This window comes from Pseudomonas fluorescens HK44 (assembly GCF_000217955.3).
GTDB lineage: Bacteria > Pseudomonadota > Gammaproteobacteria > Pseudomonadales > Pseudomonadaceae > Aquipseudomonas > Aquipseudomonas fluorescens_AQ.
Window position 1 is genome coordinate 93,120 of the sequence record NZ_AFOY02000010.1, and the last position, 21,747, is coordinate 114,866.

General features: G+C 57.2%; 19 protein-coding genes and 5 tRNA genes. 19 read left to right on the forward strand and 5 right to left on the reverse strand.

Annotation, left to right across the window (positions count from 1 at the left end; all coding sequences use genetic code 11):
• The first annotated feature begins 52 nt into the window (after positions 1 to 52).
• From HK44_RS10600 to HK44_RS10615, 4 genes are all read left to right on the forward strand, one after another.
• A complete protein-coding gene (locus tag HK44_RS10600) occupies positions 53 to 712 on the forward strand; it encodes a response regulator transcription factor (RefSeq protein WP_019692770.1) in 660 nt (219 codons plus the stop codon).
• Entirely contained in the window at positions 709 to 2,040 is a 1,332-nt protein-coding gene (locus HK44_RS10605; RefSeq protein WP_019692769.1) for a sensor histidine kinase, read from the forward strand. Before HK44_RS10600 ends, HK44_RS10605 begins: the two co-directional genes overlap by 4 nt.
• Before the next feature lie 133 nt (positions 2,041 to 2,173).
• Complete coding sequence (locus HK44_RS10610) at positions 2,174 to 2,683, forward strand: DUF1993 domain-containing protein (protein WP_019692768.1); 510 nt, start codon at positions 2,174 to 2,176, stop codon at positions 2,681 to 2,683.
• Positions 2,684 to 2,932: 249 nt separating this feature from the next.
• A complete protein-coding gene (locus HK44_RS10615) occupies positions 2,933 to 4,087 on the forward strand; it encodes an MFS transporter (protein ID WP_019692767.1) in 1,155 nt (384 codons plus the stop codon).
• Positions 4,088 to 4,091: 4 nt separating this feature from the next.
• Here the strand turns inward: HK44_RS10615 and nhaR are convergent, their stop codons facing one another.
• Positions 4,092 to 4,991: a transcriptional activator NhaR gene (nhaR, locus tag HK44_RS10620; RefSeq protein WP_019692766.1), complete on the reverse strand. Its 900-nt coding sequence runs from the start codon at positions 4,989 to 4,991 to the stop codon at positions 4,092 to 4,094.
• 132 nt (positions 4,992 to 5,123) lie between these two features.
• Here nhaR and HK44_RS10625 point away from each other — a divergent pair, with 132 nt between their 5' ends.
• Positions 5,124 to 5,378, forward strand: coding sequence for a hypothetical protein (locus HK44_RS10625; protein ID WP_019692765.1), 255 nt, complete (start codon positions 5,124 to 5,126; stop codon positions 5,376 to 5,378).
• 29 nt (positions 5,379 to 5,407) lie between these two features.
• Positions 5,408 to 6,157: a TerC family protein gene (locus HK44_RS10630; protein ID WP_019692764.1), complete on the forward strand. Its 750-nt coding sequence runs from the start codon at positions 5,408 to 5,410 to the stop codon at positions 6,155 to 6,157.
• Positions 6,158 to 6,243: 86 nt separating this feature from the next.
• Here the strand turns inward: HK44_RS10630 and HK44_RS10635 are convergent, their stop codons facing one another.
• The gene (locus tag HK44_RS10635; RefSeq protein ID WP_019692763.1) at positions 6,244 to 6,414 is read right to left on the reverse strand and encodes a hypothetical protein; all 171 of its coding nucleotides are present in this window, start codon (positions 6,412 to 6,414) and stop codon (positions 6,244 to 6,246) included.
• 209 nt (positions 6,415 to 6,623) lie between these two features.
• Here HK44_RS10635 and HK44_RS10640 point away from each other — a divergent pair, with 209 nt between their 5' ends.
• A complete protein-coding gene (locus HK44_RS10640; protein WP_019692762.1) occupies positions 6,624 to 7,301 on the forward strand; it encodes a peptidase C39 family protein in 678 nt (225 codons plus the stop codon).
• Between the two features lie 81 nt (positions 7,302 to 7,382).
• Here the strand turns inward: HK44_RS10640 and pbpG are convergent, their stop codons facing one another.
• Entirely contained in the window at positions 7,383 to 8,324 is a 942-nt protein-coding gene (gene pbpG, locus HK44_RS10645) for a D-alanyl-D-alanine endopeptidase (protein WP_019692761.1), read from the reverse strand.
• A 294-nt stretch (positions 8,325 to 8,618) separates the two neighbouring features.
• A complete protein-coding gene (folD, locus tag HK44_RS10650; RefSeq protein ID WP_019692760.1) occupies positions 8,619 to 9,473 on the reverse strand; it encodes a bifunctional methylenetetrahydrofolate dehydrogenase/methenyltetrahydrofolate cyclohydrolase FolD in 855 nt (284 codons plus the stop codon).
• Between the two features lie 275 nt (positions 9,474 to 9,748).
• Here folD and HK44_RS10655 point away from each other — a divergent pair.
• The 12 genes from HK44_RS10655 to HK44_RS10710 all read left to right on the forward strand — a co-directional run bounded on the left by HK44_RS10655 (position 9,749) and on the right by HK44_RS10710 (position 20,344).
• Positions 9,749 to 9,825 (forward strand) — tRNA-Arg (locus HK44_RS10655).
• A gap of 32 nt (positions 9,826 to 9,857) precedes the next feature.
• Positions 9,858 to 9,933 (forward strand) — tRNA-His (locus HK44_RS10660).
• A gap of 58 nt (positions 9,934 to 9,991) precedes the next feature.
• Positions 9,992 to 10,076 (forward strand) — tRNA-Leu (locus HK44_RS10665).
• Positions 10,077 to 10,153: 77 nt separating this feature from the next.
• Positions 10,154 to 10,229: transfer RNA gene (locus HK44_RS10670), tRNA-His, on the forward strand.
• Between the two features lie 400 nt (positions 10,230 to 10,629).
• Complete coding sequence (tig, locus tag HK44_RS10675) at positions 10,630 to 11,940, forward strand: trigger factor (protein WP_019692759.1); 1,311 nt, start codon at positions 10,630 to 10,632, stop codon at positions 11,938 to 11,940.
• A 93-nt stretch (positions 11,941 to 12,033) separates the two neighbouring features.
• On the forward strand, positions 12,034 to 12,675 hold the full coding sequence (gene clpP, locus HK44_RS10680; protein WP_019692758.1) for an ATP-dependent Clp endopeptidase proteolytic subunit ClpP: 642 nt from the start codon (positions 12,034 to 12,036) through the stop codon (positions 12,673 to 12,675).
• A gap of 106 nt (positions 12,676 to 12,781) precedes the next feature.
• On the forward strand, positions 12,782 to 14,065 hold the full coding sequence (gene clpX, locus HK44_RS10685; protein ID WP_019692757.1) for an ATP-dependent Clp protease ATP-binding subunit ClpX: 1,284 nt from the start codon (positions 12,782 to 12,784) through the stop codon (positions 14,063 to 14,065).
• A gap of 197 nt (positions 14,066 to 14,262) precedes the next feature.
• Entirely contained in the window at positions 14,263 to 16,659 is a 2,397-nt protein-coding gene (gene lon / locus HK44_RS10690; protein WP_019692756.1) for an endopeptidase La, read from the forward strand.
• Positions 16,660 to 16,806: 147 nt separating this feature from the next.
• Entirely contained in the window at positions 16,807 to 17,079 is a 273-nt protein-coding gene (locus HK44_RS10695) for an HU family DNA-binding protein (RefSeq protein WP_002552737.1), read from the forward strand.
• A gap of 52 nt (positions 17,080 to 17,131) precedes the next feature.
• A tRNA-Asp gene (locus tag HK44_RS10700) sits at positions 17,132 to 17,208 on the forward strand.
• A gap of 101 nt (positions 17,209 to 17,309) precedes the next feature.
• Positions 17,310 to 19,169, forward strand: coding sequence for a SurA N-terminal domain-containing protein (locus tag HK44_RS10705; RefSeq protein ID WP_019692755.1), 1,860 nt, complete (start codon positions 17,310 to 17,312; stop codon positions 19,167 to 19,169).
• Positions 19,170 to 19,441: 272 nt separating this feature from the next.
• Positions 19,442 to 20,344, forward strand: a complete 903-nt coding sequence (locus HK44_RS10710; RefSeq protein ID WP_019692754.1) for a DUF2242 domain-containing protein — start codon at positions 19,442 to 19,444, stop codon at positions 20,342 to 20,344.
• A gap of 359 nt (positions 20,345 to 20,703) precedes the next feature.
• Here HK44_RS10710 and HK44_RS10715 read toward each other — a convergent pair whose 3' ends face one another.
• Positions 20,704 to 21,744: an AraC family transcriptional regulator gene (locus HK44_RS10715; protein ID WP_019692753.1), complete on the reverse strand. Its 1,041-nt coding sequence runs from the start codon at positions 21,742 to 21,744 to the stop codon at positions 20,704 to 20,706.
• Positions 21,745 to 21,747: the final 3 nt, after the last annotated feature.

Below are 21,747 nucleotides of genomic sequence, written 5' to 3' on the forward strand. Positions count from 1 at the left end.
TCAGGTTCGTCAGCCAAGGTGTTGTACGGCGAACCATCACAGGAGGGTTGTAATGCGGGTTTTATTGGTTGAGGACGCTGTGGGGCTCGGCGAGGCGGTACGTGAGCAACTCGCGGATGACGGCCACGCAGTGGACTGGGTGCAGCGCCTCGATCACGCTCAGACCAGCGTGCGAACCACACGTTATGACCTGATCTTGCTTGACCTGATGCTGCCGGACGGGCGCGGGCTGGATTTTTTGCGCCAGCAACGCGGGGCAGGGGATGTCACTCCGGTGATCATACTCACGGCTCGAGACCAGATATCCGATCGCATTGAGGGCCTGAATGCGGGGGCTGACGACTATCTGGTCAAACCCTTCGATCTCTTCGAGTTGTCCGCCCGAGTCGCGGCGGTGGCGCGGCGCTACAGTGGTAATCCCAATCCGCAGATCAAAGTGGGCGGGTTGCAGATCGACATGACCGCTCGCACGGTGCTGCGCGCCGGCATGACGGTGGACCTCACCGCGCGCGAGTGGGCATTGTTCGAAGCCTTCATCCAGCGCCCCGGCGCGTTGTTATCCAAATCCCAGCTGGAAGATCGCCTGTATGCATTCGGCGCCGAAATTGAAAGCAACACCATCGAGGTCTATATCAGTCGTCTGCGCAAGAAACTGGGCCGCGAGATGATTGAGACGGTCCGTGGGATGGGCTACCGGTTGATGCCGGAATGAAGCCAGCCTCGAGTTTGCAAAAGCGCCTGGGGCTTGGGCTGACGCTGGGCATGACCCTGCTCTGGCTGGGGGCGACCGTCGGCGCCTGGGTCGTGGTGCAACACGAATTGAACGAGGCCTTCGACAGTGCACTGGAGGAGACGGCACAGCGAATCCTGCCCTTGGCCGTGCTCGAAATCGGCAGCCGTGACGAGCCTCGCCAGGCTCGACATATCGCACCGCTCAAAGTGCGTAAGGAATACCTGACGTATCTGGTCCGCGATGCCAGGGGCGAGATACTGATGCAATCTCATGATGCCGACCCTGACATATTCAATCCGCTGCCGGTGGAGGGCTTCACGACCACTTCCAGGTACCGCTTGTACGGGACCAGCGCTCCGCGCGAAGGCGTTTTCATCGAGATGGCCGAGCCCTTGGCCCATCGACGCGAAGCCGCTCAGGAGGCCTTGCTCGCGTTGCTCCTGCCGTTGCTGGCACTGATTCCGATCAGCTTGCTGGGCACCTGGTTGTTCGTGCATGTCAGCCTGCGTAGCGTTCGGGCGTACCGCCGGGCCATCGAGACGCGCGGGGGCGGTGACTTGTCCCCTATCAAGGTGGATCGATTGCCTGCGGAAATCGACCCGTTGGCCGAGGCGGTCAACCATCTGATGGAGCGACTGCGCAAGGCACTGGAGACGGAACGCAGCTTTACCGCCAACAGTGCCCATGAGCTGCGTACCCCGTTGGCGGCGACGCTGGCACACATTCAGCGGTTACGCCGCGAGGCGCCTGAGGGCCCGCTTCAAGTGCGCGCCGCGAAGATCGAGGCCTCTCTTCAGGCGCTGACGCGACTCTCGGAAAAGCTGATGCAACTGGCCAAGGCTGAAGGCGGCGGACTTCTGTCCGAAGTGCCGCAAGACCTTATTCCCCTACTGGCGCATGTGGTGGATGAGTGCAATCACGCGGCCGGCCAGCAGGTTCATCTGGTTCTGCCCGCCGTGCAAAGCGTGCAGTCGGCCATTGATCCTGACGCTTTTGCCATTCTTGTGCGCAACCTGATCGAAAACGCGATGAAGCACGGCGCGCCGGATCAACCCATTGAGGTGAGCCTTTCCGGTCAGGCACTTCTGAGGGTGGTCAATGCCGGTCCGGTGGTGCCTGAGCCGATATTGAAACGCCTGACCGAGCGCTTCGTGCGAGGTGAAAGCGGCGCTGAGGGTTCGGGGCTTGGCCTGGCTATCGCGCTGACGATTGCCCAGGGCGTCAATGCGACGATGACGCTCGTGTCGCCCGCGACGGGTAAACACGACGGCTTTGAAGTCATCGTGCAGTTTGTTCAGGGGTGCTAGAGGGAATGGATGCGGTGCCGACCGGTTGACGGTTCTGCGCGATCAAAGACACGCCGCACGTCGCTGCAAGCAGGGCTATAATCGCGCCCACGTTTTACTCCCTTCACAACACCCTCCACCCTACGAGACTGCCATGACTATTTCTCTGTACGCTGCTTCCGTTCCAGTCTTCAAGCAAATGCTCAACGCGTTGAGCGATGTTCTGAACAAGGCCGAAGCTCACGCCACGGCAAAAAACATCGACCCGAATGCCTTCCTGCAAGCGCGTCTGTACCCGGACATGTTCCCGCTGGTGCGTCAGGTGCAGATCGCCGTTGATTTCGCCAAAGGCGTTTCTGCCCGCCTGGCCGAAGTCGAACTGCCAAAGTACGACGACACCGAAGTAACCTTCGCCGAGCTGCAAGCCCTGATCACCAAGGTGCTGGCCTTCATCGACGGCATCAAGCCTGAACAAATCAACGGCAAGGAAGGTATCGAGATCGTTACCCGCCCAGGCACCCCGAAAGAAAAACGCTTCAGTGGCCAGGCTTACCTGCTGACCTACGGCCTGCCGCAGTTCTTCTTCCACATCACCACCGCCTACGCGATCCTGCGTCACAATGGTGTTGAAGTCGGCAAGCGCGATTACATGGGCGCGTTCTAAACCGGCCAGTAACAAAAAAACCCGCCAAGGTGTGAACCTTGGCGGGTTTTTTTTGGGTGCGGACTTTATCACAGCGTAGGCGTGATCCTTCAGACCTGTGACGATCTGCCACCCGAGTGTTTAAACCGATAGGTCAGGTTTGCGCCAGCGCTGTCGAACACACTCTGTTAAGCTTCGCCATCCACTTTTTCATCTCCCCTCAGTGAGCCCTTGGGCTGTCGCTGGCGTTGTCGTTTTCTGGAGTTACCCATGCTGTTGCCCATCCTGTTGTTGTCAGCCGCCGGTTTTACCGTGCTGACCACAGAATTCATCATTGTCGGTCTGTTACCGTCGATTGCTCGTGACCTTGATGTCAGCGTTTCCCAGGCGGGACTGCTGGTGACCTTGTTCGCGTTTACCGTTGCCGCCTTCGGACCATTCCTGACCGCGTACTTCGCGCGTTTTGAACGTCGGCGTCTGTTTATCAGCGTGCTGATCATGTTCGGGCTGGCGAACACCCTGGCGGCCATGGCGCCGAACATTGGCGTGATGGCCGTCGCGCGGTTGATACCGGCGCTGGGTTTGCCGGTGTTCTGGGCGCTGGCCAGTGAAACGGCAGTGGACATCGTCGGGCCGGACTATGCCGGGCGGGCGATTGCCAAGATCGGTTTCGGGATTGTCTGTGCGACCGTGTTCGGGATCCCCGTCGGTACGTTGATTTCCGATGCGTTCGGCTGGCGTACGGCGTTCGGCATTCTCGCGGTCATTGCCTTGGCCAAGGCGCTGCTGCTGTTTATCTACTTGCCGAAAACCAACCTGCACAACCAGCAGGTGAGCTTGCGTTCACAGTTCAAGATTCTGCGCAGCCCACTGATGCAAGGGCATGTGCTGTTGTCGATTCTGGTCTTCAGCGGGATGTTTACCGCTTACACCTATCTGGCCGACATCCTTGAGCGGCTGGCCGGTTTCAACGGCACCGTGGTCGGCTGGTGCCTGATGGGCTTTGGTGCGGTCGGGCTGATCGGCAACTCGCTGGGCGGGCGCATGGTCGATCGCCATCCGTTGATCGCGTCGATGGTGTTCTGTGGCTTCATGATCGGCGGCATGGTAGCGCTGGTGCCAAGTATTCATTCGACGCTGGGACTGGCTGCGGCGATGGGTATCTGGGGCGTGACTCAGGCCGCGCTGTTCCTGGTCAGTCACGTGCGCTTGATGAAAGCTGCCCCGCAAGCGCCAGCCTTTGCTGCGTCGCTGAACATCGCCGGGGCCAATCTGGGGATCGGCTTGGGGGCGATGATCGGTGGGCACGTGATCGACACCTTGGGCTTGGGCAGCCTGGGGTTTGCGGCGGCCGGTTTTATCCTGGTGTCGATTGTATTGGCATTGTTGCTGATGAAGGTCAAAGCCCCGGCCGTCTGCGCCTGAGGCTTTAAAGCGCGGTAAACAGCTCGCGTCGGGCACCTTCGGTAATCGCGACAATGCCGGGGTGCTTGACCTTGCGCTCCACCGAGATCGCGTAAAACGACTCGGTCACCGCATCGGTCTGCCCGATCAACTCGACACCGCATTGGCGTCTCACCTCGTCGGCAATCACGCTCGGGCCGATGAAAATCCCGCTGCCGGACTGGCCGAATGCTTGCATCAGGGCACTGTCATCAAACTCACCGACAATGCGTGGCTGAATCTGCTGTTCGGCGAACCAGCGCTGCAAACGGCTGCGCACCACGGTTTCCTGTCCTGGAATCAGCAGGGGCGCGCCGTGCAGGCAACGCGGGAAGTCTTTGCCATAGCGTTGTGCCAGCTCCTTGGTGGCGAAAAAACTGATGCCGCATTCGCCGAGCTTCTGGCTGTAACCCTTGATGTCCAGGTGCGACGGCATCGGGCTGTCGGAGATCACCAGGTCCAGCCGCTGAATGGCCAGATCGGCCAGCAAGCGCTCCAGTTTGTCCTCGCGGCAGGTGATGCGTAACGGCTCAGTCAACTCCATGGTCGGTGCGATCAGGCGATAGACGATGGATTTGGGCACCACGTCGGCGACACCCACCCGAAACGGAATCTGCTGTTCATTGGGCTGCGCCCGGAGCATGGCCTCCAGTTCGCCACCCAACTGAAACATCTGCTCGGCGTAAGGCAGCGTCTGTCGCCCGGTCTCGGTCAGTTCCAGTTGTCGACCGACCCGCTGAAACAGCTCTATCCCATAGGTTTGCTCGAGCAGACTGATCTGCCCGCTGATGGTCTGCGGGGTCAGGTTCAGTTGCTCGCAGGCACGCACGATGCTGCCGGTTTTGGCCACGACCCAGAAGTAGTGCAATTGCCGATAATTGAGCATGCGTTGTGCCGATTCGTAAAAACCGAAGTATATACGCTAAAAATACGAATTTTCCTGAAGTGTTTGCCTCCTTAGAATGCCTCGCTATCGACGGGCCACTCCCTTGGTCAAGTCCGCTCTATCGAGAACCGCATGATGAAACTCAATTCTCTGGCCGCCGCTTCGTTGCTGGCCCTCTCTGCACTGCTGCTGGCGGGCTGTGACCAGGCCGAAAAAAGCGCCCGGCAATTGATGGGCAAAGCGGCCGAAACCGCCAGACAGGTGATCGACGATACGCATAAGGCGGCGGAACAAGCGCTGAGCGATGCCACCGGGAACATCGTTGGCCACAAGGAAAACCCCGCTGACGACAGCGAGAAAACACCCGCTTCGTCGCAGGAAATCTAATCCATCCAACACCGAGTCAGGACTGACCCATGGACTATCTTTTACAACTTGCAGCAAGCCCTACAGCCTGGGTCGCCCTGGCTACGTTGATCGTGATGGAAATCGTGCTCGGCATCGACAACCTGATCTTCATCTCTATCCTGACCAACAAGTTGCCTGTGCAGCACCGTGCCAAGGCACGTCGTATCGGCATCAGCATGGCCTTGGTCCTGCGCCTGGGTTTGCTGAGCACCATCGCGTTCATCGTGCAGCTGACTGAGCCGGTGATTGAACTGTTCAACCACGCGTTTTCGTGGAAAGACATGATCCTGATCGCCGGTGGTCTGTTCCTGTTGTGGAAGGCGACCACTGAAATCCATCACAGCATGGACCCGTCACCGGAAGATCCGAAGACGCAAACGTCCGGCGTGACATTGGGTTTTGCCGCAGCAATCGGTCAGATCCTGATGCTCGACCTGGTGTTCTCCATCGACAGCATCATTACCGCTGTCGGCATGACCGAGTATTTGCCGATCATGATCATCGCGGTGCTGGTGTCGGTGATGGTGATGTTGCTGGCGGCTGAGCCTCTGGCCAGGTTCATCAACGACAACCCGACGGTGGTGATGCTGGCCCTGGGCTTCCTGATCATGATCGGCATGACCCTGATCGCCGAAGGTTTCGGCGCCCACGTACCGAAAGGCTACGTCTATGCGGCCATGGCATTCTCGGCAACGATTGAAGGTCTGAACATGCTGTCGCGTCGGGCTCGGGAGAAGCGGGTCGCTGCTGAGGCGTAAGCGGTAAGGTAAAACACCGACGGCCGTCTGCGCTCGACAACGTGCAGACGGTCGTTTTGTTTGGTGGGGGATTTAAACCGAATCGATCAGTGCGCTGTGACGTGGTGCCGGGCAGGTTTCTCGGCTTTGGCGGGTGCCGCAGGTGGAATATAGGCATGTTGGTGTCTGCGGGTAATGCGCAATACGCCCCACAACATCGCGGCGGCAACGGCCAGCCAGCCACTGATCAGCATCAGGATTATCATCGTCAGGCTCATCAGCGCCTCCTCTTTGCCCTGCTTCGGGCACACGCTCTGTACAAGGATCAGTCTAGTCGCTGATGTGTTGCAGGCAATTGACCAAAAGTGATGTGTCTCCAACCCGTTCGCTCTACCAACTGCATGCGACTGCCGTTAAAGGCTATACCGCTGCTATGATCATGAGCGAAGCCGGGAGACCCATTGCCTGGCGCTTGAACAAGTGAGTGATGATATTGCCGGTACTTTCCCGATTCCGCTGCGCCGTGCTGGCCGCGGCCTGTGTCTTGAGCCTGGCCGGTTGTGCCGGGAGCGTGCAACCTGAAATCCAGCGTCTGCCTGAGCGCGTCGAGCTCAGTGGTATGCCGTTTTACCGTGGCGAAGCCTACCAAAGCGGGCCGCAATCCCTGGCCAGTATGCTTTCCCAGCAAGGCATCGTGATTACCCCGGGGCTGCTCGACAAGCCGCTGCATTTGCCGGGCGCCGAGGCGCAGTTGCAGCAGAACATGCAGAACCTGGCGCGTGAATACGGGATGGTCGTGTATCCGCTGGACAGCAATCTGCCAGCGCTGTTGACCCAGGTCGCGGCGGGTTACCCGGTGTTGCTGCGTTTCAATGAGGGCTCGGCATTCTGGAAAGAACCGAGGTACGCGATTCTCGCCGGCTACAACCGTCACAAGCAGACGGTGCTGCTGCGTTGCGGAATGGACCGCCGTTTGCTGATGAGCTTCAAGTCGTTTGAATCCGCCTTCCAAAACGCTGGCGGTTGGGCGGTGCTGATTCAGGGACCAGCCCAGATTCCGGCCAAGGTTGACACGCAGCGCTGGCTCAAGGCCGCAGACGATCTGGCTCGGGCTGGACAGGAGCAGGCGGCTACCAAGGCGACCAAAGCACTGGCTGCCCATTAATCGAACCGAATAAAAGCGGCGCCTTGAGGCGCCGTTATCGATAAAGGCCCCGACTCACGTCGCGGGCCTTTTTCGTACAACTTATTTACCGGTTTGCGCCATGCCGCTGCCTTGGCGATGCTGCAGATTCTTCTCGGCTTTGTATTGCAAGGCAACACTCGGCGCGGAAGTGCTCTTGCCGGTTTCAACCCATTGACGAATTCGCGCAGCGTCCGCGAAGTGGGTGTATTTACCGAAGGCATCGAGAATCACCAGCGAAACCGGGCGATTGCCCATGCTCGTCACCAATACCAGGCAGTGGCCAGCCTGGTTGGTAAAGCCGGTCTTGGTCAGCTTGATGTCCCAGTTGGCTTTGTTGATCAGGTGGTCGGTGTTGTGAAAGCCCAGGGAGTAGTTGGGCTTGCGGAACGTCACGGTTTTTTCCTTGGTAGTGCTCAGTTGCGTCAACATCGGGTACTTGCGTGCTGCCTGGAGCAATTTGCTCAGGTCGCGGGCCGTGGAAACGTTGTGGACTGACAGGCCGGTCGGCTCGACGTAATGGGTGCTGGTCATACCCAGCGCCTTGGCCTTGGCGTTCATCGCGGCGATAAAGGCTGCGTAACCGCCAGGGTAGTGGTGGGCCAGGCTCGCGGCGGCACGATTTTCCGAGGACATGAGTGCAATCTGCAGCATTTCTCTGCGCGACAGTTCGCTATTGAGTTTGACCCGGGAGAACACGCCTTTCATTTCCGGGGTGTCGCTGATCGAAACGGAAATGTACTCATCCAGATTCTGCTTGGCATCCAGCACGATCAATCCAGTCATCAATTTGGTCACCGAGGCGATCGGCACGATCACGTCCGGGTTGCTGGCGTAGATGACTTTGTCGGTTTGCAGATCGATCAGCATTGCGCTGCCGGAAGCGATGCGCAGATGTGAGGTGTCTCGAGGTGCTGCAGTAGTTTCACCTGCGTAGACGTTTGATGTGACAAGAGGGCCTGTAAGTACAAAAAATAGGCTCAGGATAGATAGGCGGATTTTCACGCGGGCGGACTCGCTAAGGGTGGATATGCCGTTCTGCAACGGGCTTTCTAGAAAAAACGTAACATTTTATGAGTATGCGACAGGAAAGCGCTATACGCCTGCTGAAGTGGTGCTTCGGATGAAAAATATTTAATAGTGTATCGGTCCTGTAACGCTCTGATTCACGGGCTTCGCCGATGCTCGGGAGGCACGTAATGTGGTTGCTTTGACGTACGACGATACGGCTTGTTGGCATCAAACAAAGAACCCCGCCAATTGGCGGGGTTCTGGTTTGCGCTGCAGAACAAGCCTGACTCAGCCGTGCAGGGTTTCCGCCGCGTACAGCGTGTTTTCCAGCAGGCAGGCGCGAGTCATCGGGCCGACACCGCCGGGTACTGGAGTAATCCAGCCGGCGCGGGGCAGGGCGGTTTCATAAACCACATCGCCCACCAGCTTGCCGTCTTCCTGGCGGTTGATGCCGACGTCGATGACGATGGCGCCTTCCTTGATCCACTCACCTTTGACCAGGCCCGGTTTGCCGGCGGCGACTACGACCAGATCGGCGCGACCGACGTGGCCGGCCAGATCCTTGGTGAAGCGGTGGGTGACGGTCACGGTGCAACCGGCCAGCAGCAATTCCATCGCCATCGGGCGACCGACGATATTGGAGGCGCCAACGACCACTGCATTCATCCCGTAGAGATCGGCACCGGTGCTTTCCAGCAAGGTCATGATGCCTTTAGGGGTGCACGGGCGCAGCAGAGGGATGCGTTGCGCCAGGCGGCCGACGTTATAAGGATGGAAGCCATCCACGTCTTTGTCCGGACGAATGCGTTCCAGCAGTTTGGACGCGTCCAGGTGCTCAGGCAGAGGAAGCTGTAGTAGCACGCCGTCGATGTTCGGATCGTCATTCAGGCGGTCGATCAGTTGGGTCAGGGCCTGCTGGGTGGTGTCGGAGGGCAGGTCATAGGCTTGGGAGAGGAAGCCGACCTCTTCACAGTCTTTACGCTTGTGCGAGACATAAACCTGAGAGGCGGGATCGCTGCCGACCAGGATCACCGCGAGCCCCGGCGTGCGCAGACCTTGCTGGCGACGCTCGGCGACACGTTTGGCGATCTGCTGGCGCAGGCTGGCGGCGATTGATTTGCCGTCGATTAGTTGTGCAGTCATTGCGCGTGATTAACCATCGAGAGGGGGAAGAAAAGAGAACGCATTCTCGCATGTCAGAACGTGAGGGCAAAGGCGCTTGGTCTGCAAATTCCCCTAAGCCCTTTAATTAAATGAATTTTTTTTAAAAAGGATTTGACGGTCTCCGGGGGGGTCTATACTATTCGTCGCACTTGTCGGGCACAGCCTAGCACTGGTTAAGAAGGTCAAGCGGAATTACGGTTCTGCAAGGCTGAAAAGCACTTAGTTTGTAGTCCTTCAAGGGTACGACTAACAAGGCGCCCGTAGCTCAGCTGGATAGAGCATCCGCCTTCTAAGCGGATGGTCGCAGGTTCGAGTCCTGCCGGGTGCGCCATTAGGCAGCTTTGGCACAAGTAGCGCGATATGGTGGGCGTAGCTCAGTTGGTAGAGCACGGGATTGTGACTCCCGTTGTCGTGGGTTCGATCCCCATCGTCCACCCCATATTTCGAAAGGCGCCAGATTTAACCGTCTGGCGCCTTTGCTTTAACAGTAGCGAACCGCGGATGTGGTGGAATTGGTAGACACACTGGATTTAGGTTCCAGCGCCGCGAGGCGTAAGAGTTCGAGTCTCTTCATCCGCACCAATTAAAGCTTCAGTCTGGCCGTTGGGCGGGTTGGAGTTCAGCAAAGAAGTTGTTTGGCTTCTTTGTTATGCAATATGGTGGGCGTAGCTCAGTTGGTAGAGCACGGGATTGTGACTCCCGTTGTCGTGGGTTCGATCCCCATCGTCCACCCCATATTTCAAAAGGCGCCAGATTTAACAGTCTGGCGCCTTTTTTGTTTCAGCGGTTTGTACGTTCAGCGACTGCAGGTTCCGGGTCGCAAGGGCAGGGCGTTTCGTCGTATTCATGTTACTCGATGATACCGCCTTGCCCGCCGGCCTTGCTCGCAAGGTCGGCTGCCAGGGAGATGATTGGCACTCCTTCTATATAAGAAGGGTTGGCGCAGAGCCCTGGCATGATTGGCTGTATTTGCCTCCGGGGCGAGGCGCATTCGTGCATTCGCCCCCATAAATTGCCTGCTGCGTTTTTACCCGTTTTCAGTAGGGTGACTTCTTGAGTTTGACCCACTAGAATGCATGCCCTTGATTCTGGGGTCGGAAACGGCCGGCTAACGTCTGTGCAACGAGGAATATCCATGCAAGTTTCTGTTGAAAATACTTCTGCTCTTGAGCGCCGCATGAGCATCACCGTGCCAGCTGAGCGCATTGAGACTCAAGTCAACAAGCGTCTGCAGCAGACTGCCCAAAAGGCCAAGATTGCAGGCTTCCGTCCTGGCAAAGTGCCTATGAGCGTGATCCGTCAGCGTTATGAAGCTGATGCGCGTCAGGAAGCTGTAGGCGATGTGATCCAGGCTTCTTTCTACGAAGCAGTTGTCGAGCAAAAGCTGAACCCGGCTGGCGCTCCTTCGGTAGAGCCTAAAGTCCTGGAGAAGGGCAAGGATCTGGAATTCGTTGCAACGTTCGAAGTGTTCCCCGAGTTCACCGTTGCCGGTTTCGAATCCATCGCTGTCGAGCGCCTGAGCGCTGACGTGGCGGACGCCGATCTGGACAAAATGCTGGATATCCTGCGCAAGCAGAACGTTCGTTTTGAAGTTGCCGATCGTGCCGCTCAGAACGAAGACCAGCTGAACATCGATTTCGTTGGCAAGGTTGACGGTGAAGTGTTTGCCGGTGGCTCCGCCAAGGGCACCCAGCTGGTTCTGGGTTCCGGCCGCATGATCCCTGGCTTCGAAGAAGGCCTGGTTGGTGCTAAAGCGGGCGAAGAGCGCGTTCTGAACCTGACCTTCCCTGAGAACTATCAGAACCTCGACCTGGCTAACAAGGCTGCCGAGTTCACCGTAACCGTGAACACTGTCTCCGAGCCGAAATTGCCTGAGTTGACCGAAGAATTCTTCGCTCAGTTCGGTATTAAAGAGTCTGGCATCGACGGTTTCCGCGCCGAAGTTCGTAAGAACATGGAGCGCGAGCTGCGTCAGGCGATCAAATCCAAGGTCAAGAACCAGGTAATGGACGGTCTGCTGGCCGCCAACCCGATCGAAGTGCCAAAGGCCCTGCTGTCCAACGAAGTTGATCGTCTGCGCGTTCAGGCGGTTCAGCAGTTCGGTGGCAACATCAAGCCTGATCAACTGCCGGCCGAGCTGTTCGAAGAACAGGCCAAGCGTCGCGTAGTGCTGGGTCTGGTGGTAGCTGAAGTGGTCAAGCAATACGACCTGAAGCCTGACGAAACCCGCGTTCGCGAGCTGATTCAGGAAATGGCTTCGGCTTATCAGGAGCCTGAGCAAGTCGTGTCCTGGTACTACAAGAACGACCAGCAACTGAACGAAGTCCGTTCGGTTGTGCTGGAAGAGCAAGTTGTGGATACTGTTCTTCAGAAAGCTAGCGTGACCGACAAATCGGTCTCTTACGAAGAAGCGGTCAAGCCGGTAGAAGCTCCACAAGCCGACTGATTGTTTTTTACGTTAGAAGCACACACCATAAGCCAGCTTTCGAGCTGGCTTATGCGTATTCAAGACATAACTATTTGGGAGTGACTGCGAGACATGTCCCGCAATTCTTATTATCAGCAGAGCTCTGACATCCAGGCCGCAGGTGGTCTGGTCCCGATGGTTATCGAGCAGTCCGCCCGTGGCGAACGTGCCTATGACATCTACTCGCGCCTCCTCAAGGAGCGAGTGATCTTCCTTGTCGGCCCGGTAGAAGACTACATGGCCAACCTGGTCGCCGCGCAACTGCTGTTCCTTGAAGCGGAAAACCCGGACAAGGACATCCATCTTTACATCAATTCACCAGGCGGTTCGGTGACTGCGGGCATGTCGATCTACGACACCATGCAGTTCATCAAGCCTGACGTTTCCACCACCTGTATTGGTCAGGCCTGCAGCATGGGTGCTTTCCTGCTTGCCGGTGGTGCTGCGGGCAAGCGTTATTGCCTGCCGAACTCGCGCATGATGATTCACCAGCCATTGGGTGGTTTCCAGGGGCAGGCGTCGGATATCGACATCCATGCCAAGGAAATCCTCCATATCCGTTCGCGCCTGAACTCGTTGTTGGCTCATCACACCGGTCAAAGCCTCGAAACCATTGAGCGCGACACCGAGCGTGACAACTTCATGAGCGCAGAGCGTGCGGCTGAATACGGCCTGATCGACTCGGTGATCGACAAGCGTAAAATGCCCGCCTAAGCAACTCAAATGCAGGTGGTTGGTTTAACTGGCCACCAGCGGGCTTGAAAAAGCCCGCAATTGCCTTCATCTTGTGTTGCAAGCCTATCGGATTTGGATCGATCGAATGACTGACACCCGCAACGGCGAGGACAACGGCAAGCTGCTCTATTGCTCCTTCTGTGGCAAAAGCCAGCATGAAGTGCGCAAATTGATTGCCGGCCCCTCGGTCTTTATCTGCGACGAGTGCGTCGACCTGTGCAACGACATCATCCGCGAGGAGGTGCAGGAAGCACAGGCCGAAAGCAACGCGCATAAATTGCCTTCGCCTAAAGAAATCAGCGGCATCCTTGATCAGTATGTGATTGGTCAGGAGCGTGCGAAAAAGGTTTTGGCCGTAGCGGTGTACAACCACTACAAACGCCTCAACCAGCGTGACAAAAAGAATGACGATGTCGAACTCGGCAAAAGCAACATCTTGCTGATCGGCCCTACAGGCTCGGGTAAAACCCTGCTTGCTGAAACACTGGCCCGTTTGCTGAATGTGCCTTTCACCATCGCTGACGCAACCACCCTCACCGAGGCGGGTTACGTGGGTGAAGACGTTGAAAACATCATTCAGAAACTGTTGCAGAAGTGCGATTACGATGTAGAAAAAGCTCAAATGGGCATTGTCTACATCGATGAAATCGACAAGATTTCGCGCAAGTCTGACAACCCGTCCATCACCCGGGACGTTTCCGGTGAAGGCGTGCAGCAGGCCCTGCTCAAGCTGATCGAAGGTACGGTCGCTTCCGTTCCGCCTCAGGGTGGTCGCAAGCACCCGCAGCAGGAATTCCTTCAGGTCGACACCCGTAACATCCTGTTCATCTGCGGTGGTGCGTTCTCCGGTCTGGAAAAGGTTATTCAAAACCGCTCCACCCGTGGCGGCATTGGTTTCAACGCGGAAGTTCGCAGCAAGGAAGAAGGCAAGAAGGTGGGTGAGTCCCTGCGTGAAGTCGAACCTGACGATCTGGTCAAGTTCGGTCTGATCCCGGAATTCGTCGGTCGTCTGCCGGTTCTTGCAACGCTGGACGAGCTCGACGAGGCTGCGCTGATGCAGATCCTCACCGAGCCGAAAAATGCTCTGACCAAACAGTATGCCAAGCTGTTCGAGATGGAAGGCGTAGACCTGGAGTTCCGGGCCGATGCACTGAAATCGGTCGCCAAGCGCGCGCTGGAACGTAAAACCGGTGCTCGTGGATTGCGTTCGATCCTCGAAGGCGTGCTGCTCGACACTATGTATGAAATCCCCTCGCAGTCCGAGGTGAGTAAAGTAGTGATCGATGAAAGCGTAATAGAAGGCAAGTCCAAGCCACTGTATATCTACGAAAACACTGAGCCGGCTGCCAAGGCAGCGCCAGACGCGTAAGCGTCGCACTGCCGGATTAAAGAAGGGGCCTTCGGGCCCCTTTGCTTTTGCAGAGTCTGCCGAAGGCTTGGGCCGCGTTCGGACGATCTTTAGCGCAGTCTTTTAATCAGCTTGTTTTTTTCGAAAGCAGCCCCCATCTTGGTTTCAGGCTTACTTCCATCTGTTTCCGGCCTTAGGGCCGCCGTAGAGGCGAAATCATGAAGACAACCATCGAATTGCCTCTCCTGCCATTGCGTGATGTTGTGGTTTATCCGCACATGGTTATCCCGCTGTTTGTGGGGCGCGAGAAATCTATCGAAGCCCTCGAGGCCGCGATGACGGGCGATAAGCAGATCCTTCTGCTGGCCCAGAGAAACCCTGCCGACGACGATCCTGGTGAAGATGCACTTTATCGCGTCGGTACGATCGCAACGGTTCTACAGTTGCTCAAGCTGCCTGATGGTACGGTCAAAGTGCTGGTTGAAGGCGAGCAACGTGGCGCCGTCGAGCGTTTCAGCGAAGTCGACGGCCATTGCCGTGCCGAGGTTTCGCTGATTGACGAAGTCGACGCTCCCGAGCGCGAATCGGAAGTGTTTGTCCGCAGCTTGCTGTCTCAATTTGAACAATACGTTCAGCTGGGCAAGAAGGTTCCGGCTGAAGTCCTGTCGTCGCTCAATAGCATCGATGAGCCAAGCCGCCTGGTCGATACCATGGCTGCGCACATGGCGCTGAAGATCGAGCAGAAGCAGGAAATTCTCGAAATTATCGATTTGTCGGCCCGGGTCGAGCACGTTCTGGCCTTGCTGGATGCCGAGATCGATCTGCTGCAAGTCGAAAAACGCATTCGTGGCCGCGTCAAAAAGCAAATGGAGCGCAGCCAGCGCGAGTACTACCTGAATGAGCAGATGAAGGCCATTCAGAAAGAACTGGGCGATAGCGAAGAAGGCCATAACGAAGTCGAAGAGCTGAAAAAGCGCATCGATGCCGCAGGCTTGCCAAAGGATGCGCTGATCAAGGCCCAGGCCGAGCTGAACAAGCTCAAGCAAATGTCACCGATGTCTGCTGAAGCGACCGTTGTGCGCTCCTACCTCGACTGGCTGGTTCAGGTGCCGTGGAAGGCGCAAAGCAAGGTTCGTCTGGATCTTGCGCGCGCAGAAGACATTCTTGATGCCGACCATTATGGTCTGGAAGAAGTCAAAGAGCGGATTCTCGAATACCTCGCCGTGCAAAAACGCGTGAAGAAAATCCGCGGTCCGGTGTTGTGTCTGGTCGGTCCTCCTGGTGTGGGTAAAACCTCTCTGGCGGAGTCGATTGCTCACGCAACAAACCGCAAATTTGTACGCATGGCCCTCGGCGGCGTGCGCGATGAAGCGGAAATTCGTGGTCATCGCCGGACTTATATCGGTTCGATGCCAGGAAGATTGATTCAAAAGATGACAAAGGTGGGCGTGCGCAACCCACTGTTCCTGCTCGATGAAATCGACAAGATGGGCAGCGACATGCGTGGCGATCCGGCTTCGGCTTTGCTGGAAGTGCTCGATCCCGAGCAAAACCACAATTTCAACGATCACTATCTGGAAGTCGACTACGACCTGTCCGATGTGATGTTCCTTTGCACTTCGAACTCGATGAACATTCCACCGGCGCTGCTCGACCGGATGGAAGTGATTCGTCTGCCGGGCTACACCGAAGACGAGAAGATCAACATCGCCGTCAAGTACCTTTCGCCCAAGCAGATTCAGGCCAATGGCCTGAAAAAAGGCGAGCTGGAATTCGACGCCGAAGCGATCCGCGACATCATTCGTTACTACACCCGTGAAGCCGGTGTGCGGGGGCTTGAGCGCCAGATTGCCAAGGTTTGCCGCAAGACGGTCAAAGAGCATGCGATGGAAAAACGCTTCTCGGTGAAAGTCACGGCCGAGATGCTGGAGCACTTCCTTGGCGTGCGCAAATTCCGCTACGGCCTGGCCGAGCAGCAGGATCAGGTGGGGCAGGTGACTGGTCTCGCCTGGACTCAGGTGGGGGGCGAGTTGCTGACCATCGAAGCAGCGGTGGTGCCGGGTAAAGGTCAGCTGATCAAGACCGGTTCGCTGGGTGATGTGATGGTCGAATCGATCACGGCTGCGTTGACGGTTGTTCGCAGCCGCGCGAAAAGCCTGGGGATCCCGCTGGACTTTCACGAGAAGCGCGACACCCATATCCACATGCCGGAAGGGGCGACGCCCAAAGACGGTCCTAGTGCGGGTGTAGGCATGTGTACGGCACTGGTGTCGGCATTGACCGGGATTCCTGTGCGCGCTGATGTTGCCATGACCGGCGAAATCACCTTGCGCGGCCAGGTTCTGGCGATCGGCGGACTTAAGGAAAAACTGCTGGCGGCACACCGAGGCGGGATCAAGACTGTGATCATTCCTGAAGAGAATGTTCGCGACTTGAAGGAAATTCCTGACAATATCAAGCAAGATCTTCAGATCAAACCAGTTAAATGGATTGACGAGGTCCTGCAAATTGCGCTGCAATACGCGCCGGAGCCCTTGCCGGATGTGGCTCCCGAGATAGTTGCAAAGGATGAGAAGCGCGAGTCTGACTCTAAGGAAAGAATTAGCACGCACTAGTACGTATTAGCCTGGGGGGCTTTCTTGACAGCTTTTTAGAGCCCTTGTTATAAAGCGGCTCTTAAGTGTCTGTAGGCCATTCAGCACTCGTTTTTGCTTTCACCAAAAAACTTAGAATCATCTCAAATAGATATAAGGGGACTTAGAGTGAACAAGTCGGAACTGATTGATGCTATCGCTGCATCCGCTGATATCCCGAAAGCTGCTGCTGGCCGTGCGCTGGACGCTGTAATCGAATCCGTCACTGGCGCTCTCAAGGCTGGCGACTCTGTTGTTCTGGTTGGTTTCGGTACTTTCTCCGTTACTGATCGTCCAGCTCGCATTGGTCGTAACCCACAGACCGGCAAGACGCTGGAAATCGCAGCAGCCAAAAAACCAGGTTTCAAAGCCGGTAAAGCACTGAAAGAAGCTGTTAACTAAGCCTCCTCGGTTTTTTGCCTATCCGGGTCGGGGTCATTCCTGACTTGGCAGCGGAGCGGTAGTTCAGTCGGTTAGAATACCGGCCTGTCACGCCGGGGGTCGCGGGTTCGAGTCCCGTCCGCTCCGCCAGTTACGAGAAGGCGCATCCTCGGATGCGCCTTTCTTCTATCCGGATTCTACCCACGCTCCACGGTTGCCTAATTTGAAGTTCAACCGTTTCTGGGGGACGCATGCTGCAGAATATCAGGGACAATTCACAAGGCTGGATTGCCAAGACCATTATCGGGGTCATCGTTGCATTGATGGCTTTGACCGGTTTCGACGCCATCTTCAAGGCCACTACCCACCGTAATGATGCGGCCAAGGTGAATGGTGAAGAAATCAGCCAGAACGAGCTGAGTCAGGCGGTTGATATGCAACGCCGTCAACTCATGCAACAGCTGGGCAAGGATTTCGATGCATCCTTGCTTGATGAAAAAATGCTGCGCGAAGCTGCTTTGAAAGGGCTGATCGACCGCAAACTGTTGCTGCAAGGCGCAGAAAAATCGAAATTCGCTTTCTCCGAAGCTGCACTGGACCAAGTGATCCTGCAAACGCCTGAATTCCAGGTCGACGGCAAGTTCAGTCCTGAGCGTTTCGACCAGGTGATCCGTCAGTTGGGCTACAGCCGGATGCAGTTCCGCCAGATGCTGGCTCAGGAAATGCTGATCGGCCAGTTGCGCGCCGGTCTGGCAGGCAGCGGTTTCGTCACCGATGCACAGGTGCAGGCTTTCGCTCGTCTGGAAAAACAGACTCGCGATTTCGCGACCCTGAACGTCAAGGCCGATCCTGCGGCGGTAAAGCTGACCGACGAAGAGGTCAAGGCTTACTACGACGAACACGCCAAAGAGTTCATGACGCCTGATCAGGTGGTCATCGATTACCTCGAGTTGAAGAAGGCTTCCTTCTTTGATCAGGTCGCCGTCAAGGACGAAGACCTGCAAGCGCTGTATCAGAAAGAAACCGCGAACCTGGCGGAACAACGCCGGGCTGCGCATATTCTGATCGAAGTGAATGACAAGGTGAACGAGGCGCAAGCCAAGGCGAAGATCGAAGAGATTCAGGCGCGTCTGGCCAAAGGTGAAAGCTTCGAGGCCCTGGCCAAGGAGTTCTCGCAGGATCCAGGTTCGGCTGCCAATGGCGGTGACCTCGGTTACGCCGGCCCGGGCGTTTACGATCCGGCCTTTGAGAAAGCGCTGTATGCGCTGGGCAAGGACCAAGTGTCGGCGCCGGTACGCACTGACTTCGGTTTCCACTTGATCAAGCTGTTGGGCGTTGAAGCACCTCAAGTGCCGAGCTTCGCCAGCCTGAAAGACAAGCTGACCAAGGAACTGAAAACCCAACAGGTCGAGCAGCGTTTTGTGGATGCGACCAAGCAGTTGGAAGATGCCGCGTTCGAAGCCTCCGATCTGGCTCAGCCAGCTGCAGACCTGAAACTGACCGTTCACACGTCCGCACCGTTTGGCCGTGAAGGTGGTGAAGGTGTCGCGGCCAACCGTGCCGTGGTCACTGCCGCGTTCAGCCCGGAAGTACTGGATGAAGGTGCCAACAGCGCCGGCATCGAGCTGGATCCGGAAACTGTCGTGGTGCTGCGTGCCAAAGAGCATCGCAAGCCTGAACAGCTGCCGCTGGAAAGCGTCGCTGCGAGCATTCGCGTGCAATTGACCAAGGAGCACGCCAGTGCTGCTGCCAAGACCAAGGCTGATGAGTTGATCGCCAGTCTGCGCGATGGCAAGACGCCGCTCGATAGCCAGAGCTGGAAAGTCACCAACGCGGCAACACGTGCTCAGGAAGGGGTTGACCCAACCGTACTGCAAGCGTTGTTCCGCATGCCCAAGCCTGTCGCCAAGGACAAGCCGACTTTCAGCAGCGTGACCCTGACTGACGGTAGTCTGGTGATCGTGCGTCTGAACGGTGTGAGCGAAGCCACAGCGCCTTCTGAAGAAGAGAAGGCTCAGTATCGTCGCTTCCTCGCGTCGCGCGTTGGCCAGCAAGACTTTGCGGCCTATCGCAAGCAGCTGGAGAGCCAGGCAGACATCAAGCGTTACTGATGCCTGACTGACCCGTTGGTGGTAAACAAAGACCCTGGCCGAAAGGCCGGGGTCTTTTGTTTTGTGCGCTTCAACGGCTGGCTGGAATCTTTGGCCATCCAGTCGGTGCGCAGCGGTCAAGTTGCGGACGTTCATCGGGCATTTATGCGTGCGACTTTTTCCGGTAAACGATGGTCAGTAGACTTGTAACACTTGCAAGACACTAATCCATGCGCCGTTACGGGGTGATCTGTTGCACAATACACCCCGGATCGTTTTCTCCAGGATGTTCAATGTTCAAATCATTCCATGTACGTGCCGCCGGGCTGGCGTTGGTACTGGCTGCTGCAGCCGGTTGTACCAAGGAACAGGCCATCTATGAGCATGAAAATTTCAATGATTCCGGGACGTTTTCGCGCAAGTACCCGGTTACCGATGTTGCTTCCTGCGAGGCCGCCCGTCGGGCGTTATTGAGCCAGGGCTACATCATCACCAGCACTGACCCGAAACTGGTCAGCGGTCACAAGAGCTTTCAGCAGACCGGCGACACGCATATGGAGATCAGCTTCAACGTGGTCTGCGCTGAAGACAGCAAGCATCATGCGACGATGTTCGCCAATGCCTTGCAGGACCGCTATGCGTTGAAGAAAACCAACAACTCCGCCAGCCTTGGTGTCGGAGTGTTGGGCTCGGTGTCGATGCCGATTGGTTCTTCCGATGACTCGATGGTCAAGGTCGCCAGTGAAACCGTGTCGTCCGGGAAGTTCTACGAGCGGTTTTTCACGTTGGTCGAGCTGTTCCTGCCGCCTGAGGTGAAGAAAGAGGCGCATATCGTCGAGAAACCAAAGGCCGATCTGGGTGTGCCTGAACCCGCGGCAGCCCCCGCAGCCCCCGCAGCGCCAACCTCCGCGCCCGCGGCGACGCCTGCAGCGACTCCAACTCCGGCGCCAACTCCGGCACCGGTTGTGCCAGCCGAGCCGGTGACGGCTGTGCCGGCGGTGAGTGCGCCGATAGTGCCTGTATCCGCTGCATCAACGCCTGTGGTATCAGCGCCAGCGCCTGAGGCGTCGCCAATTGCACCGGCGAGCACAGTTGAGCCGGCACCGGCGTCCGAGGTCATCACGCCGCCGGCGAACCCGAGTTCGTTGCCGGCGCCGACCGAGCCAATTCCGGCACTGCCATCGTCCGGCAAGTAATTTGAAGTCGAGCACTGTGGGGGGCAATGTCTGCTCCCTCAGTGTTTTTTCAGATGCATCTGCGCTGCCAGAGGCTGATTTTCTTCAGCTTTTATTCAAAGTCTCCCGTGATAAATTCTTGAGTGCCTGCTACGTTTTACTAGCAGGAACGTTGCGCTGTGCCCGCGTCATTTTTTTTCATGCGGGCACTTTATGCTGAGGGCGAAGGTCATTGGTATAACGGTTTAACTCGACTCAAAAGGACATCTCAATGGACGATTATCAAGAAGAGCTGCTCGAATACCAGGCATTTGAACTGGACCCTCTGGAACCCGCCGAAGACGCCACCGAGTTGTAACAAAGCAGCTACAGGCCGGTCGTCAGACTGATTGCCTGTGACTTCGACGGAACTCTCCGGGTGTCTGGTTGTTCCAGCGTTTGAAGGCGCGCTGAAAGGCTTCGGCCGAGGCAAACCCCAGCAGGTAGGCGATCTCGCCAAAGGCCAGTTCCGTGTCCCGGATGTAGGTCATGGCCAGATCGCGACGGGTGTCGTTGAGAATGGCGCGAAACTGCGTACCTTCTTCGGAAAGCTTGCGACGCAAGGTCCATGTCGGCAACTTCAGGCGTGCCGCCACTTCTTCCAGGTCGGGTTCACGCCCCCCATTGAGCAACGGTCCCAGCAACTGAGTGATGCGTTCACGCAGGCTGCGGGTGCGGGTCAATTGCTCCAGTTCCCGCTCACACAGCTTGAGCAGTAGACGCCAGGTACTCGGGCAGTGCTCGGGGTTGCGCAGTGCCAGGCTGGCCTGACTCAGCCTGAGTTGGTTGTGCTCGGCGCCAAACTGGATCGGACAGTCACCCAGCAGTGCGTAGCGCTCGCGGTAATCCGGCTCGGCGAACTCGATGTCGATGCGTTCGGCGCGCAGCGGCTGATGGCTCAGGCTGGATAACTGCTGCAACCAGCTGGCGATGATCGAATCCACCACAAAGCGGTTATAGGCGTTGTATGGGCTGATGGAATAGAACCGTAGCCATGCACCCTGGGCATCTTCATGGAAACTCGACTGGCCGCGGTAATTGGAGCCGTACAAGGCCTCGAAGCGAATCAGGCAGCGCGCCGCTTCGCGCACGGTTGGCGCCTGAGCGGCAGTGACCCCGGCCAGCCCGACCTGGCTGAGGCGGCTGAGCTGGCCCATACGCAGACCCAGCGCCGGGTCGCCAGTCAATTGAATGGCCGCATGGCCCAGGCGCATGTAGCGCGGGATCGAGAGCCGTGCGCCGGCTTCGGCTAACCGCGCCGGATCGAGTCCGTATTGTTCCAGCAGCGGCTGCGGATCCAGACCGTGGCTGGACACTGCGTCAGCCAGGCTATGGACGAAGCCAACTGACAGATCCCCGAGGCGCATCGGCTGTGGTTTCATCAC

Excerpts from the sequence above, each read along its gene's own strand:
- HK44_RS10630 (WP_019692764.1), top strand. The coding sequence starts at position 5,408 with ATGGACTATCTTTTACAACTTGCAGCAAGCCCTACAGCCTGGGTCGCC.
- HK44_RS10640 (WP_019692762.1), top strand. The coding sequence starts at position 6,624 with ATGATATTGCCGGTACTTTCCCGATTCCGCTGCGCCGTGCTGGCCGCG.
- HK44_RS10705 (WP_019692755.1), top strand. The coding sequence starts at position 17,310 with ATGCTGCAGAATATCAGGGACAATTCACAAGGCTGGATTGCCAAGACC.
- HK44_RS10615 (WP_019692767.1), top strand. The coding sequence starts at position 2,933 with ATGCTGTTGCCCATCCTGTTGTTGTCAGCCGCCGGTTTTACCGTGCTG.
- lon (WP_019692756.1), top strand. The coding sequence starts at position 14,263 with ATGAAGACAACCATCGAATTGCCTCTCCTGCCATTGCGTGATGTTGTG.
- HK44_RS10605 (WP_019692769.1), top strand. The coding sequence starts at position 709 with ATGAAGCCAGCCTCGAGTTTGCAAAAGCGCCTGGGGCTTGGGCTGACG.
- HK44_RS10715 (WP_019692753.1), bottom strand. The coding sequence starts at position 21,744 with ATGAAACCACAGCCGATGCGCCTCGGGGATCTGTCAGTTGGCTTCGTC.
- tig (WP_019692759.1), top strand. The coding sequence starts at position 10,630 with ATGCAAGTTTCTGTTGAAAATACTTCTGCTCTTGAGCGCCGCATGAGC.
- HK44_RS10600 (WP_019692770.1), top strand. The coding sequence starts at position 53 with ATGCGGGTTTTATTGGTTGAGGACGCTGTGGGGCTCGGCGAGGCGGTA.
- clpX (WP_019692757.1), top strand. The coding sequence starts at position 12,782 with ATGACTGACACCCGCAACGGCGAGGACAACGGCAAGCTGCTCTATTGC.
- HK44_RS10625 (WP_019692765.1), top strand. The coding sequence starts at position 5,124 with ATGATGAAACTCAATTCTCTGGCCGCCGCTTCGTTGCTGGCCCTCTCT.
- HK44_RS10610 (WP_019692768.1), top strand. The coding sequence starts at position 2,174 with ATGACTATTTCTCTGTACGCTGCTTCCGTTCCAGTCTTCAAGCAAATG.
- nhaR (WP_019692766.1), bottom strand. The coding sequence starts at position 4,991 with ATGCTCAATTATCGGCAATTGCACTACTTCTGGGTCGTGGCCAAAACC.
- HK44_RS10710 (WP_019692754.1), top strand. The coding sequence starts at position 19,442 with ATGTTCAAATCATTCCATGTACGTGCCGCCGGGCTGGCGTTGGTACTG.
- folD (WP_019692760.1), bottom strand. The coding sequence starts at position 9,473 with ATGACTGCACAACTAATCGACGGCAAATCAATCGCCGCCAGCCTGCGC.
- clpP (WP_019692758.1), top strand. The coding sequence starts at position 12,034 with ATGTCCCGCAATTCTTATTATCAGCAGAGCTCTGACATCCAGGCCGCA.
- HK44_RS10635 (WP_019692763.1), bottom strand. The coding sequence starts at position 6,414 with ATGAGCCTGACGATGATAATCCTGATGCTGATCAGTGGCTGGCTGGCC.